Origin of the sequence: Pseudoalteromonas sp. SG41-1, from assembly GCF_014164575.1 — a bacterium.
Taxonomy (GTDB): domain Bacteria; phylum Pseudomonadota; class Gammaproteobacteria; order Enterobacterales; family Alteromonadaceae; genus Pseudoalteromonas; species Pseudoalteromonas rhizosphaerae.
The window spans coordinates 79,017-98,618 of record NZ_JACJFL010000006.1 but is presented as its reverse complement, the minus strand read 5'-3'; the positions used below and the strand labels follow the sequence as shown (position 1 = coordinate 98,618).

The window sequence follows — 19,602 nt, the reverse complement described above, 5'->3', positions numbered from 1 at the left end:
AACTATATGCCTTACATAAAATTTATCCATATCGCTTTTCTTTTGGTTCCATTTCTTGGCTTTGGTGCGCAATTCGATACGAGTCAGCGAATCACACTCGACTCAACTATCTTGCAAGAAAAACGTACCCTGCAAATTTTATTGCCCGAGAACTACCAAAGTAATACTTCCAGCACCTACCCTGTTATCTATTTACTAGACGGCGATTTTAACTTTCATGGAGTGTCAGGCATGTTGGATATGCTATCCAATAAAAGTGAATTGATCCCGAACGTTATTCTGGTAGCTATTGCCGACAATGGCACCGAAAAATATCGCGAGTATATGACCCCAAACAACTCAAACTCTCCGGGAAAAGGTAACGCGGGTGCAGCAGATATTTTTCTTAACTACCTAAATAATGAAGTACAACCGTACATAGACAGCCACTATAGAACAGCTGAACATAGTACCCTTGTTGGCCATTCTGTAGGTGGGCTTTTTGTACTCAACAGTCTACTCAATGCTCCTGAGTCATTTAATAATTATGTCGCGGTAAGTCCTTCTGTTTGGGTTTCAGATAATGCAATAGTTAGCCAAGCAAATAAGCTTTTAGGTAAAACCCAACATTCACCAGTGTCATTATATTTATCATTAGGTGACGAAATGCAAATGCACCAGTATGACTTTATCCACGAGTTAGATGCCAAACCCATTCCTAACTTAAATTGGCACTTCCAGCATTACCCAGATGAAAATCACGGCTCTGTGATACTAATAGCCCTAAGAGATAGCTTAAAACACATATTCAAAGGCTGGCATGTACCTGAAAGAATACTGGAACAAAATACTCCCTCCGCGACTATTGACTATTACCTAACTATTCAAAAAGAGCTGAAGATAAAACAACCCATCCCTGCATCCGTATTTCACATCGTTATTCGTCAACATTATCGCCAAAAAAAAGCAGAAGCATTACCTCAATTTATAGCCAAAGCTATAAAACAATCTCCTGTATCTAAACAAACCTTGCTAATTAAATACGCATCTTTTGTTGAGCACTATGAAAGCCCCAGTGCTGCACTAGCCATACTAAAAAAATCAGAGAGCGAATTTAGTCATTCAATCGATTACTTAAAGGCCATTGCCTCCACCTATAGCCAATTAAAAGACCCAGAAAAAACGAAAAAGTACTACCAAAAAGCACTCGAGTTGGCCAAGGAGCAAAATGTAAACCAATGGCAACTTAATATTCTGGAAGCGAAAATACATTAGAAGAAATGAATCATCCTAAAAATCATATAATAACAGTAGGTTGGGTTTACAAAAACATTTATTATTGTCTTATTATTCTTAGCGACTAAAAAAAATTCCCCCTCTTTAAACCTTTTTAGTCGCTCTATACGACTAAACTAAAAACACCACAAAAATGAAAGGGAATAATAATGATTAACGCATTCACACGATTGACTCTGATTGGCACTGTACTGCTATCAACTCAAGCTTTGGCTTGGAATAACGAGATGACACTACAAGACACAAAAAAGCTTACCCTTGATGCTCAATCACTATCAGCATTAAACGTTGAAGCAGGTTCGGGCTTTTTACATATAGTAGGCAGTAATACCGACACTGTGACGGTAAAGGCTGAAATTTATCAATATGAAGCGCATGACAACTACTGCCTTACTTTAGATAAAAGTGGCAACTCAGCAAAATTAACTGCGAATAATTGTGATAACCACAGTGAAGATCATACGCGCATAGATCTAACGGTGTCGCTCCCAGCAACATTCTTGCTTGATATTACCGATGGATCAGGCGAGATCTCGATTGAAAATGCAGCTGAAACTAGCATTCATGATGGTTCTGGCGCAATTATAATCAATAATATTTCGGGTCAATTAACCATTGAAGATGGCTCAGGTGCAATCACTGCGAGCAATATTACTGACAGTGTAAACATCCATGACGGCTCGGGCAGTATTGAACTGGCAAACACTCAAGGTGATGTAATTATTCATGATGGGTCGGGTAATATCGATGTGCAAAACATTGTCGGTAAAGTCACAGTAACCGATGGCTCTGGTGGCATTTATGTTAACAAAGCAGGCAGTTTTACTTTACTTGCTGATGGTTCAGGTAGCGTAACAATAAAAAATGTACCTGTTCAAAATCTATAAGTGGCCGCGTTTGCTTAAAGTAATACTTAGTTTTGAGGCAAATAATTTTGAAATATTACGCTAAAAACGTTTGATATAAGTCATGCAATGATTTTATTTTCACGTCTTTAATGGCATTTTTTCAAGCCCTTAGGTATCCTTTAAGCAACTTCGAAGGATTAGCTATCACAAAAGGATAGTCCACTATGAAAAAGTATTTATCGGTATTATTAACAGGCCTTATTTTATCGGGTTGTAGCAGCTTAACAACAGAGCAAAAAGCAAGTATTGATAACCTCACGCCTTGTGAAAAAATCAATGGTTTATTAGCCGCCTACGACTCACGTTTTGAAGTGTTAAAGCGCACCCGCGTAAATACAAAGTACGCAGAAACCTGGACCGCTAAATACAATCTCGTTGGTGAAGCATGCCAAATCAGTGCTTTGGATGCCGATACAGTGACTTATCGTTGCCAAGATAATTACCAAGAACAAACGCAAGCGGTGGCCATTCATCAAAAGGCTGTTGACTTCACCCGAGCTTGTTTAGCGCAAAATAACTGGCACGAACAACAAAAAGAATCTGCTGATTCATTACGCACTACCTTTGTACTTGATGAAAAAAACCCAGCTATTTCAATTCATACCGGAAAAACATTATCTCGCTCAACGCCTTGGTCTACCTCATTTGAAGTAGGTAAATCGGTAGCAAATAAATAGCATTAAAACCATAAAACAGGTCAGCAAATGTTGACCTACTTGGCTAAGGATTTATGAATTCAACACCCCAAAAAAGTTCATCGCTATTAAAAACCGACTGCATTGGGAAATGCCACCGTCTCAAAGGCTATTGCAGCGGCTGCGGCCGAACTAGCGACGAAATATTTGACTGGATCATTTTATCAGACCAAGAGAAACAAGCTATTTTAGATACTCCAAGAGAGGATGCTAATACCCCATAGCTTATTATTAAGGTGCATTGCGTTGCGACGGGTCGCGTTTAAAGTCTTTAATTAATTGCTTAGGGTTAAGCTGCTCACGTTGCTTACTTGCTGCCTCAGCCCACCACAGTAACTGATTAAACGACCGCGAAAAATATTCGCGCCATGATGCTTGCTCTGCCTCTTTGTTTGTTTCACCACTTTCAATAAATACATCTTGCGCTTTTGGCACATGGATCATAGCCGACACCGGCAAACACCCAAGTTCACTTAAAAAACTGCGCATCCCAACAGCGGCACGAACGCCACCCCACTGCCCCGCAGAATACGTAACAATAACGCTGGGTTTGTAAGCAAATAAAGAGCTACCAAAATGGTTTAATAGATTAGCCAATGCTGGACTCATTGAATGATTGTACTCAGGGCTGACCATAATAAAACCATCGCTGGCTTTAATTTTTTCCGCTAGGTCATCGAGTTTTTTAGGCACCTCGGCTTGTGAATAAGCAAAGTGCGGTTTAAATATAGGGTCCAGATCGTAGTCTAGCGGATCTATCAGTTCAATATCGTGGTCACTGTATTGCTCAAGCAAACAGCGTTGGCATGCCTTGGCAACTCTTTCACCGAGACGTGCCGGCTTAGGTGGCGAACTTTTTCGAACTGAACCTAAAAAAATTAATAGTTTCATGTACTGGCACTCCATTTTATTTAAATCAATATACGAATATAAACGTAAATTTGTGCGGTAGGTCATAAATAAAACCTACCTTACAAGCAAAACATAAAATGCATGTTTAAACATTAATGTGGATCACGCTTTACCCCTGTAGCTAACATTACTAAGCTTTATCGAGCGCTTGGTTTACATCAGCAATGATATCGTCAATGTTTTCAATACCCACCGATAAACGAATTAAATCGCGGCTAACGCCAGCATTGGCCAGTTCTTCATCATTTAATTGGCGGTGCGTGGTAGATGCTGGATGACACGCCAGCGATTTAGCATCGCCAATATTTACCAAACGTAAAATCATATTCAGTGCATCAATAAACCGCGTACCGGCTTCAAGGCCACCGGCAATGCCAAAACTTAAAATACCTGACGCTTTGCCACTAGTGGTTGTTTTACTCATTGCGTTATAGGGACTTGACGCTAACCCCGCGTAATTAACCCAAAGCACCTTAGGATGATTCTCTAGGTATTCAGCAAGCTGTTGCGCGTTTTCACAGTGGCGCTGCATTCTTAGCCCTAAAGTTTCAAGACCAATTAAAATGTCAGAGGCGTTTTTAGGCGCAAGTGCCGCACCGGTATTTCTAAGTGGAACAACGCGGCAGCGACCAATAAACGCCGCTTCAGCAAAAGCATCGGTATAAACCACATTATGATACGACGGATCAGGCTCATTCATCATCGCAAAACGAGTGGCATTGGCTTTCCAGTCAAACTTACCCGAATCAACAATTATGCCGCCAATCGCCGTACCATGACCGTTAATATATTTAGTAAGCGAATGCACCACAATATCGGCACCCAACTCAAATGGCCGGCATAAATACGGCGTTGCTACCGTGTTATCAACAATCAGCGGCACGCCTTTGCTATGGGCTATTTTAGCTAATCGAGCGATATCAACAATATTCCCTGCAGGGTTACCAATCGACTCACAAAAAACCGCACGGGTATTCTCATCAATCGCGTTTTCAAAACCGGCAAAGTCATCCGCTTTAATCATCCGCGCTTCAATACCTTGGCGAGGTAGACTATGGGCAAATAAGTTATAAGTACCACCATACACTTGGCTGGTACTGACAATATTAGTGCCCACTTCACACAAACATTGAATTGCGTAAGTGATGGCCGCCATACCAGAGGCCACAGCAAGCGCACCAATGCCCCCTTCCATGGCCGCAATACGCTGTTCAAGCACCGCATTAGTCGGGTTCATAATACGAGTATAAATATTCCCGGGTACTTTTAAATCAAATAAATCAGCACCATGTTGAGTACTATCAAACGTATACGATGAGGTATTATAAATCGGCACCGCCGCCGATTTAGTTGTAGGTTCAGATTCATAACCGTGATGCAGCGCTAAAGACTCAAGTTTCATAATTATTTCCTTCAATTAATTTGCCACTAAGCTAGCATTTATTGGTTATAAAGTGCACATGAAATATATTAAAGGATGTTGAAGTAATTAGATTTAAGTTAAATTCTGCTAAGAGAATTATGTTAGTTTGTTCCACCTTAAACGAACACCTGCTTTTCTTAAGAAAGTGGACATAGCTGTTTATTATGGTTTAGGCTGTGAAGCGTGCATAGACTGATTGAACGTATCTTAACTCCAGATCGTCCTCTGGACTTTTCAGCTATAAAAAATAAAAAGAACAATAATCTGTTGTATTTTTCACTTATCATTACAGCCAACTATAATTATCTTCTCGTAGTTTGTCGCTATTTGAAAAAATATTGATTCTCGTCAAACGGTGCTATAAGGAAATAGCCACTCAATACTCTCTATTTAAAACTTCTGTTTTTACAAAAAATGGACTATAGCTATTGTTATATATAGGAAAAGAAAAAACACAATTAACAGTGAGTTCTTATGAGTAATCCCACAAACGATCTCGAAGCGGAGATTGACCAGCTTAAAGTTCAGCTTGCAAACGCTAGAGCTGAAAATATAAAGTATAAGAAGTTGTTTGAAGTATCTGGGGACGCACTATCAATAATCGACCTGAAATCTGGTAAATTCACAGAATGTAATCAAGCTGCAATCAATATGCACGGCGTCGAAAGTAAAGACAACTTTATTAATTTAAAGCCTTCTGATATCTCACCTGAGTATCAACCATGTGGCAGACGTTCAGAGGAAATAGCCGCAGAACACATTGAAAATACTCTGACTAAAGGGCCACAGCTGTTTCAGTGGGTTCACTCTCGATTAGACGGCTCATCTTTTCCATGCCTTGTATCTCTGACTGTATTAAATGTGGATGGTGATGCTTTTATTTTAGCCATAGGTAGAGATATTAGTGAATTAGTTGAGACGCAAAACAAATTGCATAGTGCTTCAACAGACATAGAACGAATTAGCTACGCTTTCAATGAGGAAAAAGAAAAATTTGAACAGTTTTTTAGCTTAGCGCCGGTAGGCATTGCAATTAATAGGTTAGATAATGGTTTATTTGAGTATGTTAACAAGGAACTGAGTCGTTTTAGTGGTTATGACAAAGACGAACTAAATCAAATGGACTATTGGAAGTTGACACCAAAAAAGTACGAAGAACAAGAAAAAGAACAACTAAAATCCCTCTCAGAAACAGGCCGTTACGGACCTTACTATAAAGAATATATTCATAAAAAGGGTTATGAATACCCCGTACAATTGTCGGGCGTTATAATTAAGAGTGCAAATGGCGATGAGCTGATTTGCTCTGTCATCCAAGATACTTCCCATCAGAAACAGATAGAAACCGAATTACAAATAGCAAAAAACCAAGCTGAAACCAGTTCTCTGAGAATGAAATTGGCAAATGAATCAGCTCAAATTGGTGTGTGGGAGTGGGATGTCATTTCGGGAGAATTAATCTGGGATGAATGGATGTACAAGCTGTATGGCATTACAGAGAATTGTTTTTCTGGTGCTTATGAAGCTTGGACTCATAGTCTTCACCCTGATGATATGGAAGAGTCTAACAAACAATTAGAGGATGCCGTATCAGGTTTAGGTGCTTTTAATCCAGAGTTTAGAGTAGTACATCCAAACGGGCAGGTAAGAACAATCAAAGCTAGCGCAGAAGTTATTAGAGATAATGATGGCAACGCTCTAAAAGTCATCGGTGTAAATTACGACATTACAGATAAAATAAATGCGATAAATGAGCTAGAAGTAGCTAAGCAAAAAGCTGAGCAGGCAACCCAAACGAAAAGTGAATTTTTGTCAAATATGAGCCATGAGATACGTACGCCCATGAATGCAATTTTAGGCGGACTGCAGATGGTCAATACTGAGTATCTCGATGCCAAGTCCAAAGTAATGCTTAAAAATGCAGTATCGTCTTCTAAATCGCTGTTAACCATTATCAACGATATTTTGGATTACTCAAAGATAGAGAGCAATAAACTAAGCCTAGAGCAAGAGCCTTTCTCGATTAGCGATATAATTAAATCTGTGAAATTTGAAGTGGACAGCATAGTCAGTAATAAGGGTATTAAACTTGTCAGTAATATTGATGAAAATTTTAATGATCACTGGTTAGGAGACATTGTCCGTGTTAAGCAAATATTACTCAATCTTGTGTCGAATGCTGTTAAGTTTACTGAAAAGGGTAGCGTAAACATTCACTTGAGCGAAACTCTTTACCAAGAAATGCAGGCTATTAGTCTTGAAGTGGCTGATACAGGAGTTGGAATGAGTGAGGAAGCTCAAGCTCGTATATTTGATCGTTTTTCACAAGCAGACAACTCAACAACACGTAAATTTGGTGGAACTGGGCTGGGTATGTCGATTACCCTCAGTCTTATTCTTATGATGAGAGGCACTATCGATGTAAAAAGCAATGTGGGTAGAGGCACCACTATAAGAGTCATATTACCATTAACTATAACCAATAAGAGTGTCAGCTCTTTCGTACAAAAATCTATGACTCCGCCGCCGTTGAGGGGAAAGAAAATACTGATTGCTGAGGATAACGAAATCAATCAAATTGTCATTCAGTCAATGCTCGAAGGCACTAATGCATCATTAACTATTGTAGATAACGGTAAACAGGCAGTAGAAGCAGCTAAAGAAAAGGACTTTGATTTGATACTTATGGATATACAAATGCCTGAAATGGATGGTGTTGAAGCAATGAAAAATATCATTAATTTCAATAAGCATATACCGATAATTGCACTAACCGCAAATGTAATGATTGATGACGTTGCTGATTATTTAAGCCAAGGATTTGATGCACATATAGCAAAACCAATTGATATTGCTACCCTATACGGTGTTCTGAGCTCATTTATAAAGTAAGTACTTGCTTTGTTTGTGCTTTATTGCCAGTTAGGCTTCGGCAAATCAACTTTCGCTCATAGCAAAAAGTAGACATAAGTCATTACAAATTATACTTATTAAAAAAGGCGCTTACCGTTATGGTAAGCGCCCTACTATTTTACTCATTACTTATTTTACGATTTTCATTTCGTCTAATAGGTTTTGTGCGTTATCTACTTTATCCATCACCCACAGCATGTAACGTGAATCAACGTGGATTGAACGATTAAGTGCTGGGTTATAATCCCAATCGCCAATAATACTTTCGTACACACCATCAAACAGTAAGCCTACCAGTTCGGCTTTACCGTTAAGTGTTGGTGAACCTGAGTTACCTCCAGTCGTGTCTACGTTTGATAAAAAGTTAACTGGTACGGTATTCATGCCACCGGTGTAATCACCAAATATTTTAGCCTTGATTTGCTGTTGCAGTTTTTCAGGCGCGTTAAATGGATCAACATCGGTGTTTTTTGCAAGTAGCCCTTCAAGTGATGTAAACGGTGTTGCTATCAAACCGTCTTGCGGTGAATAGCCTCCAACAGTGCCATACGTTACACGTAATGTGCTATTCGCATCTGCATACACAGGTTTATTTTGTGCTTCATTAAACGCTATGATAGCACTCATTAACTGTGGACGCGCCGCTTGTAGTTTACCGGCAAGTGCTTTGTCTTTGTCTTCTTCAGCTTTCATTACGGCAAAGATGGCCTTCGCGTATTGCATAAATGCATCTTGGCTTTGTTCAAGTTCAGCAAATGATTGCGTAGATAACGCGATACGAACGTCTTCATTATCTAGCGTTGAATTAGCATACATTTTTGCTAATAGTGCACTGTGCTTGGTTTTATCAAAGCCATTTTCTAATTCAAAAACTTTATCTACTTCTGCAAAACGCTCTTCTTTAGGTAACGCGGCATACAGCTCTAAAAAATGTAATAAAATGGCTTTATCAACGTTTGCATCAAAACGGCGACTCATGCGCTTTAAACCGGCTTCAAAGCGTGGTAAATCGCGTTCTTGATAGCCAGATTCACGTTCGCTATCAGGTTTTTGTTGCTCATAAGCTAGGCGATATAAGCTACGTGCGGTACTGATCATTTGTGAGCGGTGCACATAGCCAAGCATACGATCACGCTCATTGTGCTGTTGCGATTGAGCCACTAACGCCGACAATTCATTTAACACTTTACCGTATTGTTTTTTACGCTTACGGTCACTGTTTATCCACGCGGTTAGATCTTGTTCAAATTGCTTTTTACGTTCATACATCGTGCCTTTATTAAAGCTTTCGATCATTGAACCGTAGTTTTTAATATAGTTATTGTAGCCCGCTATAGTACTTTCGTAGGCGATGCGCGCTTTGCTGCCATCTTCTGAATTTTCTTCAATCAAAGCGACATATTTTGAATTATGCTCGCGTGATTTTGGATAGCTGGTATTAAATACATAATCAACTTCAGCAGCAATGCGGTAACGGTTAGTGCGCCCAGGATAGCCTGCTACCATAACAAAGTCGCCATCTTGGACCCCTTTGGCGCTGACACTTAGATATGAATCAGGCACATAAGGTACATTGTCTTCGCTAAATTCAGCCGGTTTGCCGTCTTTACCTACATATGCACGATAAAATGAAAAGTCGCCGGTATGGCGCGGCCACATCCAGTTATCGATATCGCCACCATACTTACCTACGCCCATAGCAGGCGCATATGCTAAGCGTACATCTTTAATTTCTAGTGATTTGATCAAATAAAACTCTAAACCACCGTGGAATGAATACACATTACAGCGATAATTGTCGTCAGCTTCACATGCTGACACTAACGCTTTTTCATTTTTTTCTAGCGCGTCGTAGCGCGCTTTTGCGCTGAGTTTTTCAGTTCCTTTTATTACTTTTTTGGTCACATCGGTAACTGTTTCAGTTACATACACTCTAGAGCCGGGTGCCGCTGGTAAGTCTTCAGCCGGTGTTGTTGCTAAAAAACCGTTTTCTAAAATATTGTTCTCTGGTGTTGAGTTATATTGAATCGAACCATAAGCACAGTGATGATTGGTAACCACCAGCCCTTTTGGCGATACGAAGGATGCGGTACAGCCACCAAGGCTTATCACAGCATTCATTGGGAACTCGGTTAATTTAGAAATCGATTTTGCGTCAATTTCTAGTCCTTTGGCTTTTAGAATTGATTCTAGATCAGGAAGTTGGTGTGGTTGCCACATGCCTTCATCAGCAAATGTTGTGCCCGATACTACAATAGCAAGTGATGCTATGAGTGGTTTTAAACGCATTTTTTTATCCTTTTTATTGTTTCTATAACAGGTTACGCGTGCAGCCTTAGCAAGGTCAATATTTCTGCGACAAAATAGCTGCACTATTGTGTAACAAAATACTGAAAACAAATACTTCTTCGAGCTCTATTGGCAATAAAAACAACACAACAATGCAATCATTTGGTCATTTTCAATAGCTAGGATTTAAATATTATTAATAATGCACGGCCTAATTATGACTGCTATTTTTTTGATCAACCTCGCTCGTTCAACGGAGCGATTAGCAAACAGCCAGCGACAATTAGCTGCACATGGGCTAAGTTTTGAGCGTATAGATGCAATTGATGGCGCCATGCTTTCACAAGCGCAAAAAGAAATTAATTACAGTCCTAGCCTCAACAAACAAAAATACCATTACCCGCTCAGTGCTGGGCAGATTGGCTGTTACTTGAGCCATCGCAAAGCATGGCAAACCATTATCGATAGAAAACTTGATTACGCAATTGTGCTCGAAGATGACTTTATCTTAGATACGAGTATTAATAGTGCAATTAAAAATATTGAACAATTACCGCTCACTTGGCAACTGATAAAACTCTCAGCTTATCAAAACCGTACTCGCAAAATCGCCTATCAAGTGCCGTTGCAGTTTGAGCAAAAATTAGTGATCCATAAAAAGTTGATGACAGGATGTTGTGCTTCTGCAATCAGTTATCAAGGTGCGAAACAATTATTAGCAGCTACTAAGACATTTGCCCGCCCTGTTGATTGTGACCTACAACATATATGGGAAACTCAAGTAACAGGCTATTCATTAATGCCGTATCCAGTCTCTCAAGATTGTGAGCAAGTAAGTGATATAAAGTCGCGTAGCAATGCCCGCGTAAAAAAATCGTTTTTAGCCCGTAAAGGTCAGCAACTCAGTAGCGCGGTAAATAATCACTTTGCAACGGCGGCATTTATCAAAAAGACTAAGCGTGCTTTACCCGATGATCCTAAGTACAAAAAAGGAGCCGCAGCTCCTTTTTACTCATAACCTAGAATCATTAAATGGTATTTATTTTATAGCTAGGTTTGGGTGCTCTACACCCATCCATGCTTTAAATAATGCCATTTGCTGTTTAGTTGCCTGTTTGTCAGCAACCAGCTTTTTATCTTTATCGAAGCCTTGTGCTAGCGTTAGCGTGGTACTTCGTAATGCATCACGGCGTATAAAATCAACGGTTACTTTATCCCCGGCTTTAAATGTTTCTAAGCTTGATTTTAAATCTTTACCAACATGCTTTTTATTAATCGCTACAATTTTATCATCCGCAGTTAAACCGGCTTGCCATGCAGCGCCATCGCGACGCACATGAGTTAAAGTTAATAACTCACCAGTATTTTTTGCCATTGCATCAACACTGGCAAGCGCTTTAGCTGCTTTTGGACGCTCTAACACTAAGCCTACCTTTTTAAACAGTAAGTCAAAATCAATATCTGCTGGTGCATCAACATTATTTGCCCACCACTGGCTGTAATCGCGGCCCGTTAACTGTTTTAAAATAGTTTTCACGTCTTTAACAGTGAAGCCATGCGGCATTTTATATTGATTATAAAGTGCACGATGAACATCTCGGTAGCTTTGCTTACCTTGGCTGTTCTCAAGTAAATCAATATCAAGGGCCATCGAAATCAATGAGCCTTCGGAGTAAATATTAGTACTGTAGTTACGTGCATGGTCACCACCTTGATTTATCCATTTATCAAAACTGGTTTCGCTGGCACTTTGTACTTCGCGCCCTGGCGATAATAAATGACGGTTGACGGTTTTCGTCAACACGTTTAAAAATTCATCAGTCGTGGCAATCCCTGACCGCACCATTAAATGATCTTCAAAATAACTGGTTGAGCCTTCAGCTATCCATAATAGTTTATCGTAATTAATATGCGTGTAATCGTAAGGAACTAAACCTTCAGGTCTATATGCTTTTACATTCCAAGTATGGATAAATTCATGTGCCGCGGTGCTAATAAAAGCAAGGTAATCTTCACGTGAACCAAAACGATCTCGCGGACGTTGGATAATCGTTGAGTTTAAATGCTCGGTGGCGCCACCTGCTCCTGAGGTTGCATGTACCATAAATACATAACGTTGATACGGGTAAGCATCCCAAATAATATTACCAGTAGCGACTAATTTTTTCAGATCGATAAGCATTTGCTCAACATCATAGTTGCCCTCTCCCCAAATCACTAATTCATAATCGCGGCCATCAACTGCAAAGGTGTGGTGTTGATTAATACCCGTTTCAATCGGCGAATCAACTAATACATCGTAATCTGCGGCTTTAAAACTATGCTTTGAGCCCGCACTATCCATACCTGATACTGAGCGCCATGCTTTCGGCACATCTAGCTTGACCGTTACTGGCTCTTGGCGAAATGATTCACTAAACATAAAAAAGCCTGATGCATCTATAAATGCGTGACTATCATCGATATGACGTGCGCGTTTACCTAACTCATTGGCATACACTTGATAATCAATTTTAACTTCCGTTGGTTTATCTAAATGTACTCGCCATGTACTAGCATCAATTTTTTCCCATCTTAATGCTTTGCCATTCTCACCTGTTGCTTCGAAAAAACGCACACCGTTTGCAAGGTTCAAAATTTCGTAACGGCCTGTTCGCCAAGCTGGCAACTTTACATCTAAATGTGCTTGTGCCGTTTGTGGAAATTCTACGCTAACGTTGCCTAAATGATGTTCAGGTTGAGTAACAGCGAGCGAATAATTAACATCGGCCCATGCCGAGTGAGATAATGCGGCTAATACCGAAAATGCTAAAAACTTTTTCATTGCGGCTCTTAATTCATATATCAACTAATTTTATTGTGCCTGAGCGTAACAATGATGATAGAAAATGTGAATTAAAAGCGATAAATACACGTGCAGATAGGTTCAATGAATAAAAATCATCAACAAATGCTAAGTTTTTGACTTACTGACTACATTTGTGCGATTTTTGTTGTAAACTTACAGCAATGAAAGATTTAATCAATGGCGGTAACTATTAGTGTCACAACAGCTCGAAGTTTTAAACAAAAAACTTAAACAAGCCATTGATACTCGCATGGTCGTTGAACATGCACGTAAACATCAGGTAGACACATTGACACACTTTGCAGCTAAGTTATCGTTAAGCTGTAAAGGGATGGATATTGAACTTGATAATCGCTTAGCTAAGTTTCGTAGTGCACTGGCTAAAGGGGTGGATTTTGAGTTATTCGCGCCACTTATAGACGAGATTCTCACACTACTAAAAAACCAAGAAGCACAACAGGCTACACATCAGCGTGAACTTCATAACAGTGTGCTCGATGCTGGCAAGTTACTACAAAAAACCAAAGGGTTACCGGATGATGCACGCCGAACGTTGCGTCATTTACTAGACCATGAACTGAATAATGTGCAATCGACACGGGATTTTATTCCGCTACTTAATCGTTTAGTGACTATTTATCATCAAGCATTACAAGTAAAACTAACTGTTGCAGATGGTCAACAAAGTGCTGTACAACCCAGTTTAGCAAAAGAGTTATTAAATTTAGCTAATGATCTAGTGTTTGAAGATGAATCCGCAGATCAAGTAAAAACTATCAAAAATAATATCTCTGAAACAGATTCAGTTGATGATTTATTGACCTCAGCAATAGATATTATTCGCATCATTGCCAGTAATATCAGTAAAGAGCGACAATCAGCACAAAGTTTTTTAGTGTCATTGAACCAAACGCTCGAAGAATTACATCACTCGATTGTCTCTACAAGTAAACATTCAGAAGCAATGGGAGCTGAATTTACAGCATTAAATAAGCGCATTGAAGGTAAAATTAATAATCTGACGGCACAAACCCAAAATGCCACTTCAATCTCATCATTAAAAGCCTTAGTTGATAACGAATTAAAATCGTTAAGCGAAGACTTAATTGAAAAAGAGCGCCTTGAACAGCAAGACCGTGAAATGCTATTAAGCAGTTTCCAAGAAATAAATCAACGTATTGGCAGCCTCGAAACAAAATTATCTAAATACAAAAAACGCCTGCATGAGCAACGTTTTAAAAGTTTGCTTGATGGACTTACAAAACTGCCAAATCGAGCTGCATTTGACGAACGTTTTCATCACGAGTTTCATTTGTTTGCAGTACAAGAATCAGATGTCACCTTAGTGGTGATTGATGTTGATCACTTTAAGTCTATCAACGACAAATACGGTCACAGCGCTGGAGATAAAACGTTACAAGTGATTGCTAAAGCACTGCAAATGTCAATCCGAAAATCTGATTTCATTGCTCGCTACGGCGGTGAAGAATTCGTTTTATTAATGCCAGGTATGCCCTTAGAGCATGCTAAAAGACCCCTTGAAAAACTAAGAAGAGCGGTGAAAGGAATTCCGTTCAAGTTCAGAGATAAACAAGTAGAGATAACGGTTTCTATCGGTGCCACTCAGTTTAAAAAAGGTGATACCCCATTGGGCGCTTTTGACCGCGCCGATGATGCCCTCTACAAAGCAAAAAATACCGGTCGTGATCGCTTGTGTATCAATGAATAACTACGACCGACCCAGTGCTTTTTATAGCAAGGAGAACGCCTATGTTAATACAGTTAAACCCGACAGGTGTGTTAGATTTACTGTCGCAGCTCGAAGTTGATTTATTAGAACAATCGTCTAACAGTGAACGCTATAAGTTATTTAGAAACTGTGCGCTAGCTGTTCTTAATGTTGGCAGTCATACTGACTCAAGCTCAGAGATTTACAATAAATATCAAGATTTTGATATTCGCTTACTAAGCCGTGAGCGAGGCATAAAAATTGAGCTACTTAACCCTCCGACTACCGCTTTTGTTGATGGTGAAATAATCACCGGAATTCATGAACATATTTTCTCAGTTATACGTGATATTTTATTTATTTGTCAAAAATACGAAAAAGATTTAACCGAACAAAAAGCCATTACACATATGGTTTTTGATATGTTGCGTAATGCCGCAGCGCTTCGCGTAAATAGCGATCCAAGTATGATTGTCTGCTGGGGTGGTCATTCAATTAATGAAAACGAATATAAATACACTAAACAAGTAGGCTACGAGCTTGGTTTACGTGGCTTAAATATTTGTACTGGCTGTGGCCCCGGTGCCATGAAAGGCCCGATGAAAGGCGCAACCATTGGACATGCAAAACAGCGCAACACCGACAACCGTTATTTAGGTTTAACAGAGCCTAGTATTATTGCCGCAGAGCCACCAAATCCGATCGTCAATGAACTAGTTATTTTACCAGACATTGAAAAACGCCTTGAAGCCTTTGTACGCACCGCCCACGCTATAATTATTTTTCCTGGCGGCGCTGGCACTGCCGAAGAGTTATTGTATTTACTTGGCATTTTACTTCACCCTGATAATGCCAAACAGTCGTTACCGGTTATTTTAACTGGGCCGAAAGAAAGTGAAAATTACTTTAGCGAATTATGCCAGTTCATTGAAATGACGTTAGGTAAAGAGGCGCTTGATAAATTTGAAGTTATTATTGATAACCCAGAATTAGTTGGGATCAAACTCAAATCTGCAATGGCAAATGTGCGTGATTACCGCAAGAGTCAGGGCGATGCATATTACTTCAACTGGACGTTAAAAATTGAAAATGAATTTCAGCAACCTTTCGCGCCAACTCATGCCAATATGGCTGGGCTTGATTTACATTTAGACCAAGAAAAGCAATTACTAGCCGCTAATTTACGCCGTGCATTTTCTGGTATTGTTGCTGGTAATGTCAAAGACGAAGGCATTCAAGCCATTAAACAACATGGCCGGTTTATCATTAGCGGTGAGCCGACTTTAATGAAAGCCATGGATAAACTGCTGCAAGCATTTGTTGAGCAAGGAAGAATGAAGCTCCCAGGCAGTCAATATGTTCCATGTTATGAAGTCAAAGCATAAGGGTTAATGTATTCGTGTCAGGTCAGTTACTTTTAATCGATGCGCTTAATTTAATTAGGCGCATTTATGCAGTTGATAGTAATCAAAATAAAGGCAGTGATGAGCAAATGATAAATACCTGCTGCGCGCGGGTAGCTCACGCTTGCGAAAAACTTATAAAGATCACCCAAGCAACACATGCTATTGCTGTATTTGATGGTGATAAAAGCTGGCGTTATCATTATTACGCTCAATATAAAAGCAGCCGTGCCCCCATGCCTGAAACTCTGAAAAATTCATTAGATAAATTTAAACAGGCAATTGAGCAAACGGGTATTGTGGTGTTTGCCCCAGTAAATGATGAAGCTGATGATATTATCGCCACGTTAGCCCATAAAATGGCGCAAAATCAGTTGTATTGTACAATTGTTTCCACTGATAAAGGGTTTCTACCTAGCTTAAATAATTATATTAATGTTTATGATTATTTTAAAAAAGAATATTTAGATCATCACTCTATCGTACAACGTTTTGGTGTTGAGCAAGCTCGATTAATTGATTTTTGGGCAATGGCTGGTGATAAAACTAATGATATCCCTGGTATTAAGGGAATTGGTACTAAAACAGCACAAGAGATTATTAGTAAGCACGCAGATATAACATTCGCAATAGAGGATGAAACGCTCTCTGCAGCAGTACGTAAAAAGTTAGCAACAGGAATGGCTGACTATATTACCTCGAAACATTTGGTTGGTTTACGTACAGATATTAACTTAGGCTTTAGTTTAAAGCAGTTAAGACTCAATTAATCGCATTCACGTAGCACTGAATTTGAACTATGCGTATACTGAATTTAAGTCTCAGCGTAAGAGTGCACAATGTTTAAGAAGTTTTTTCGCTATCTCATATTAGGTTTAGGTGTATATGCCTTAATCGCTACTTTGGTCATTACTTTTTATAAAGATGATCCGCAAGCGATGATATGGCAGGACCGAGAAGCGTTCAATAAACGTTATATCGCTAAATTAAGTATCGAAACACCGACTAACTTAAACACTGTATTAGAGTATTTAGGCAGTCCAGATCTAACATTCGCTAAACGTGATAACGAAGAGGTATGGCAAATTATTTTTTACCGTACTCAACATATCAAATCAGATGGGATCACGACTATGGATGAGTGTACTGGTTTACTGTTTAAAAATGGCGAATTGATTTTGTGGGGACCAAGTGCATTTGATGCATTTGAGCAACGCGGGTAATTGATTATTTATGGATGAACTCTGCGCACAAGATCTTGCCAGCCTATTTGAAAAGACTGACAAATTATTAAGGTTTTATCATAATAGAAGTCAGTGGCCACAAATTTATCCGCTGTTAACACAACTGGCTGAGCAATATTATAAACTCTATGATTCACATCCAAATGCAATGCAAGCCCAACTTACTCTATATGCAGAAACACAAGGTTATACAACCAACTTAGTAGTCAATCAATGTGTCATTGTCGCCGCATTTTGTCGCAGTTTAAGTTACGACAGTAAAATCAGCCAATTGCTTATTTGTGTGTGTTTAACTAACTATTTATGTGTGCAAACACAAACCAATAAGTTGGCCCTGCGCCAACCTCTTACCCAACAAGAAAAAAAGCAATGGCAGTCGCGTCATCAGCTAGCAGTTAAGTTACTGCAATCAGCTAACATTGCCACTGATCATATTGCGGGTATTTTAGCGCGCTTAAATAAGTATAAGCAGGCCTTGCTAAGCACGCCAAAAATCATGATCTATGATGGACCAACGACGTTAGTTGCGTTAGCAAATATTATTGCGATGAACATTACTTATCGTACCCAAAATGATCATATCGACATCTATAAAGCAGTGGCTGATATTTATATCCGTACTCCCAACCTGTTTGCCCAACAAGCATTAAAAGCATTAATCGGTCATTTTGGCCCTTACCTGCCAGGCTCTTTAGTTAATTATAGCGATCAGCAGCTCACGTATATTGGTAAAAACCACCAGCAACGGGATTTATTAATTGCGTTGCATGAGCAGCAAAAAACCAAATGGTATAGTGTTAAGGCAAAGCTAGAATCGCATTCAAAACAACGCCCAAGTAAAGACAAGCGATTATTGTTTAGCGTATGGTTCAATGAACACATAGCTCCCGCTATTGAAATTGTAAACGTTGAAAAACAACAATTACTAATGTTGATAAGCCAAGTTAAAATACAAAAGGAATACTCATACAGTGCCCTTGCTAAATTACTCAACAATCATCCAGCGACAATAGAGTTACTTCGTGAAGCAGTGAAGCCTTATAATAAAGAGCAGCTAGCAGGCAAAGATTTACGCCATTGTTTATCAATGGTCGGCTTATATAATGCGCCAGCAATCATTCAACGGGTGCTCTTTGAGCAATTAGTAAGCCACCAAGCGCATCCATTAATGCAACATATACAATTACGTTTACAGGCAATAATAAGTTTATTAAACCAACTGGTAAGTCGTGATCAACACAACCAGTTCGAGCACCTCGCTTTGCCTATTTATGGTTACGTTAATTATTTGATTGAATACTGTAGCACCACAATTAGCCGTAAGACAGTGTATGAACACTCACCTAAAAGTGATGTAAGTATGCCCTTTGCGTGGCTATTTGGTGTCACGGTTCATGACAGTGGGCATTTATCGGCTTATTTACTTGAATTGCTTGGTGACAACCCATGGACACAAGCGCTTTTAGATGCTGAGCAGCAAAAAAAACAACACTTATCTGCAGAAGCACAATTATGGGTTGCAATAAAACTCGTCGTTATTAAGGTGTATCAACCCAACGCAATACAAAGTAGTTGGCAAACACACACTTTTGACCAAGTATTAAAACGCTTAGATTGGCAGTCCAGCGAGGATTTTTATGCGCAGCTTCCAAGCCTAGGTTTAAGCAATAGCGTATGAATATTTATTAGACATAGTGACTAATTTAGTGCGTTTCGTGGGTTTTACTGGCAAAAAGTTGAATAAATTGCTATAAAAGCCGCTTGTATTTTCAAACTCATTCACGTAAATAATCTAACAAGTAATCGCTTAATACCAATCGTGTTAAGTTACTAGCCATTTATAGCGACAGATAAATAGAGTGATAACAAGGCATAAATTTCGACATGTAGTTGTTCTACTTGAGAAATTCATAACGCAGTTAGCGCTTTATTTAGCACGCTAGAATGGTTAAATATTTAAGTC

General features: G+C 39.3%; 15 protein-coding genes. 11 read left to right on the top strand and 4 right to left on the bottom strand.

Going from position 1 to position 19,602, the window contains the following annotated elements:
• Window positions 1-6: 6 nt before the first annotated feature.
• The 4 genes from H5203_RS06390 (at window position 7) to H5203_RS06375 (ending at window position 3,102) form a co-directional block, all read left to right on the top strand.
• Window positions 7-1,254, top strand: coding sequence for an alpha/beta hydrolase-fold protein (locus H5203_RS06390; protein ID WP_145235747.1), 1,248 nt, complete (start codon window positions 7-9; stop codon window positions 1,252-1,254).
• A 170-nt stretch (window positions 1,255-1,424) separates the two neighbouring features.
• Window positions 1,425-2,162 (top strand): hypothetical protein, encoded by a 738-nt coding sequence (locus H5203_RS06385; protein ID WP_182758276.1) that lies wholly within the window; start codon window positions 1,425-1,427, stop codon window positions 2,160-2,162.
• 185 nt (window positions 2,163-2,347) lie between these two features.
• On the top strand, window positions 2,348-2,860 hold the full coding sequence (locus H5203_RS06380) for a hypothetical protein (protein ID WP_145235753.1): 513 nt from the start codon (window positions 2,348-2,350) through the stop codon (window positions 2,858-2,860).
• A gap of 53 nt (window positions 2,861-2,913) precedes the next feature.
• Window positions 2,914-3,102: a DUF1289 domain-containing protein gene (locus H5203_RS06375; RefSeq protein ID WP_149980198.1), complete on the top strand. Its 189-nt coding sequence runs from the start codon at window positions 2,914-2,916 to the stop codon at window positions 3,100-3,102.
• A gap of 7 nt (window positions 3,103-3,109) precedes the next feature.
• On the opposite strand, the gene H5203_RS06370 is transcribed toward H5203_RS06375, so the two are convergent.
• Window positions 3,110-3,769 carry an NADPH-dependent FMN reductase gene (locus H5203_RS06370; RefSeq protein WP_182819507.1) on the bottom strand — a complete coding sequence of 220 codons (660 nt, stop codon included), beginning with the start codon at window positions 3,767-3,769 and terminating at the stop codon, window positions 3,110-3,112.
• 151 nt (window positions 3,770-3,920) lie between these two features.
• Window positions 3,921-5,192, bottom strand: coding sequence for an O-acetylhomoserine aminocarboxypropyltransferase/cysteine synthase family protein (locus H5203_RS06365; protein ID WP_182819506.1), 1,272 nt, complete (start codon window positions 5,190-5,192; stop codon window positions 3,921-3,923).
• 495 nt (window positions 5,193-5,687) lie between these two features.
• Between H5203_RS06365 and H5203_RS06360 the strand changes: the two genes are divergently transcribed.
• Window positions 5,688-8,105: a PAS domain S-box protein gene (locus H5203_RS06360; protein ID WP_182819505.1), complete on the top strand. Its 2,418-nt coding sequence runs from the start codon at window positions 5,688-5,690 to the stop codon at window positions 8,103-8,105.
• 150 nt (window positions 8,106-8,255) lie between these two features.
• Here H5203_RS06360 and H5203_RS06355 read toward each other — a convergent pair whose 3' ends face one another.
• Complete coding sequence (locus H5203_RS06355; RefSeq protein WP_182758273.1) at window positions 8,256-10,415, bottom strand: S46 family peptidase; 2,160 nt, start codon at window positions 10,413-10,415, stop codon at window positions 8,256-8,258.
• Window positions 10,416-10,632: 217 nt separating this feature from the next.
• Here H5203_RS06355 and H5203_RS06350 point away from each other — a divergent pair, with 217 nt between their 5' ends.
• A complete protein-coding gene (locus tag H5203_RS06350; RefSeq protein ID WP_182819504.1) occupies window positions 10,633-11,433 on the top strand; it encodes a glycosyltransferase family 25 protein in 801 nt (266 codons plus the stop codon).
• A gap of 21 nt (window positions 11,434-11,454) precedes the next feature.
• Here the strand turns inward: H5203_RS06350 and H5203_RS06345 are convergent, their stop codons facing one another.
• Window positions 11,455-13,239 carry a M61 family metallopeptidase gene (locus H5203_RS06345; protein WP_182819503.1) on the bottom strand — a complete coding sequence of 595 codons (1,785 nt, stop codon included), beginning with the start codon at window positions 13,237-13,239 and terminating at the stop codon, window positions 11,455-11,457.
• Window positions 13,240-13,456: 217 nt separating this feature from the next.
• On the opposite strand from H5203_RS06345, the gene H5203_RS06340 reads away from it, so the two are divergent.
• From H5203_RS06340 to H5203_RS06320, 5 genes are all read left to right on the top strand, one after another.
• Window positions 13,457-14,992, top strand: coding sequence for a diguanylate cyclase (locus H5203_RS06340; RefSeq protein ID WP_337119163.1), 1,536 nt, complete (start codon window positions 13,457-13,459; stop codon window positions 14,990-14,992).
• A 41-nt stretch (window positions 14,993-15,033) separates the two neighbouring features.
• Complete coding sequence (ppnN, locus tag H5203_RS06335; protein ID WP_182819502.1) at window positions 15,034-16,377, top strand: nucleotide 5'-monophosphate nucleosidase PpnN; 1,344 nt, start codon at window positions 15,034-15,036, stop codon at window positions 16,375-16,377.
• A 14-nt stretch (window positions 16,378-16,391) separates the two neighbouring features.
• Entirely contained in the window at window positions 16,392-17,165 is a 774-nt protein-coding gene (gene xni / locus H5203_RS06330; protein WP_145235810.1) for a flap endonuclease Xni, read from the top strand.
• A 69-nt stretch (window positions 17,166-17,234) separates the two neighbouring features.
• Window positions 17,235-17,618: a DUF3192 domain-containing protein gene (locus H5203_RS06325; RefSeq protein ID WP_145235813.1), complete on the top strand. Its 384-nt coding sequence runs from the start codon at window positions 17,235-17,237 to the stop codon at window positions 17,616-17,618.
• Window positions 17,619-17,628: 10 nt separating this feature from the next.
• Window positions 17,629-19,317 carry a hypothetical protein gene (locus tag H5203_RS06320; RefSeq protein ID WP_145235816.1) on the top strand — a complete coding sequence of 563 codons (1,689 nt, stop codon included), beginning with the start codon at window positions 17,629-17,631 and terminating at the stop codon, window positions 19,315-19,317.
• The last annotated feature ends 285 nt before the right edge of the window (window positions 19,318-19,602 follow it).